This window comes from Pseudomonadota bacterium, assembly GCA_010028905.1.
Classification (GTDB): domain Bacteria; phylum Vulcanimicrobiota; class Xenobia; order RGZZ01; family RGZZ01; genus RGZZ01.
The window spans coordinates 1-2,250 of sequence record RGZZ01000659.1 but is presented as its reverse complement, the minus strand read 5'-3'; the positions used below and the strand labels follow the sequence as shown (position 1 = coordinate 2,250).

The 2,250-nt window shown below is 70.5% G+C and carries 2 protein-coding genes; one reads left to right on the top strand and one right to left on the bottom strand.

What is annotated here, in order from left to right; translation table 11 throughout:
* The first annotated feature begins 324 nt into the window (after positions 1 to 324).
* Positions 325 to 1,404, top strand: a complete 1,080-nt coding sequence (locus tag EB084_24035) for a hypothetical protein (protein ID NDD31333.1) — start codon at positions 325 to 327, stop codon at positions 1,402 to 1,404.
* Between the two features lie 387 nt (positions 1,405 to 1,791).
* Here the strand turns inward: EB084_24035 and EB084_24030 are convergent.
* On the bottom strand, positions 1,792 to 2,250 hold a 459-nt coding region (locus EB084_24030; GenBank protein NDD31332.1), incomplete at its 5' end, for a thioredoxin family protein.

Sequence of the window (2,250 nt, the reverse complement as noted above, 5' to 3'; positions counted from 1 at the left end):
GCGCCGCCTGCGCCTGCTGAGGTTGCCCCCGCGCCTTCGCTGGCCGCCCCGGCCGAGGTCGCGCCGCTGCCCGCGCCGCCTGCGCCTGCTGAGGTTGCCCCCGCGCCTTCGCTGGCCGCCCCGGCCGAGGTCGCGCCCGCTCCAACGGATGCTCCACAGGTCGCACCCGCGCCCGCGGAGACTTCAGAGGTCGCGCCCGCGCCCGCGGAGACTGCAGAGGTCGCACCCGCGCCCGCGGAGACTGCAGAGGTCGCGCCCGCGCCCGCGGAGACTGCAGAGGTCGCACCCGCGCCCGTCCCCGCGGAGATCCCCCAGGGCGCCGTCGTGGTCACCGACCCGACGTGGGCCGCGCATCACCCCATCACCGCAGCGGTGAACGCGCATGTGCGCGTGAATCACATGAGCACGCGGTACCTCATGCCCGAGGTCTCCGCCGTGGTGAATCCGCCGGAGACGGCCGAGGCGCCCGCACCGGAGACGCTGGTGGCCTTCGCGGATGGCACGACACTCACCGGCGCGGAGGCGCTGGCATCTTTCAGCGGCACGACGCTCACGCGTGATGCGGCACTGACATCCGCACAGTCTTTCACGGCGCCAGCAACGCCCCAGCAGACGACTGTCGATGTAGCCCAGGCCTATAGTGCACCTGCTGTCTCGTCGCTCTCTGAGCGCCTGCTCAGCGGGACGCTCTTCGACGGCGCGACCGCGCCCGTGACCTTCGACGCGGCAGCCTTCACGCCTCAGCCCACCGCGCCGCCGGATCAGGTGGCGCAGGGCCCCCGTCCGACCCAGCTGGCCCTCGAGGTGGGGAGCACGTTCACCCTTGCCGGAACCGCCTTCCACACCCTCACCGCCCTGCAAGCAGCCCATTCTGCCACGGCCCTGGCCGCCAGCGCCCACGCCACCGCGGCCCTCGCCCAGGGCGCGGCTGCGTCCGGAAACCTCGCGAAAGCCATGGCGCTGGGCGCCCAGGCCAAGGCCCAGGGGGCACAGGCCCTCTCGCTGGCCGAATCGGCCAAAGCCGCCGCGGGAACGGCCGCGGTGCTCTCGGTGGTCTCCGGTGGTATCGCCGTCGTCGATGGCGTCACCGACATCCACCAGGGCGTGGTGACGAAGAACCAGGTCGTCGAGCTCGATCACGTGGCCGCTGACGCCCTGGCCGCCAATGCCGACGCCAGCGGTCAGGTGAGCGAAGAGGTGAAGGCAGACTACGACGCGGTGCACGGGCGTCTGGGTCAGATGACGCGCCAGGCCAGCCGTGATCAGGTTGCCGGCGGCCTCAAGACGGTGTTCGGCGGAATGCTCATCGCAAGTCCGGCGACGGGTCCCGCCGCCCCCATCGTGGGGGCCATCGGCGCGGTGGGCTACCTGGGCACGACCATTCTCCACGCCATCTTCCACTGAGGTCGGGCGCGCTGAGGTTGCAGGCCACGCAGTGGCCCTGGCTTCGTGTTCAGCACCGGCTTCGCTTTCGAACTCGCCTATGCCCCCTCGGCCCGGTCTCCATCCTCGAAAAGATCATCCGATTGGCGAGTGTCGCGGGGGTGCCTCTCAGGTGACACTGCACGAGCTCCGCAGGACCGACGTCCCGCAGGGCTGCCTGCAGCCACTCACGCAGCTGTCCGCCATCCAGATGCGCCTTGTCCCCCACGGCCTCGTGGTGGACAAGCACGTGTCCCCCACGGCCTCGTGGTGGACAAGCACGTGTCCCCCACGGTCTCGTGGTGGACAAGCACGTGTCCCCTACGCCCTCGTGGGGATAACGTGGCGCGCCCGCCTGTAGCGCTGCACTCAGCGCTTCGCGGGCGTGATGCGTGCCCAGCCCGCAACGCAATCGGCGATGCCTTGGGGCGTCATCGAACGCGCGTCGGCCAGCGCGGCGATGCGGTCGGGGTTGAGGAGGCGCCCGCTGGCGTCGAGCACGAGAACCGAGGGAATGCCCTCGAGCTTGCCCTTCACGCCGAAGCGCTTCGCGATCTCGAGGTTCTTGTCGAATCGACCTACGTCGATGAGTACCACCTCAAAGTGATCGCGCACGAAGGCGTCGACCTCGGGCAGGCGCATGACGTTGGCCAGCAGCACGCAGTCGGGACACCAGTTGGCGCCGAAGTCGAGGAGAACGCGCCTGCCGTTCCTGCGCGCGCGGGCGAGGGCCGCGTTCACCGCCGCGCTGACGTCGAGTCGCGCGTCGTAGGGGGTCTTCGTGACGATGGGGATGTCTTCGACGCGCTTCACCTTCACCTGGGGCCC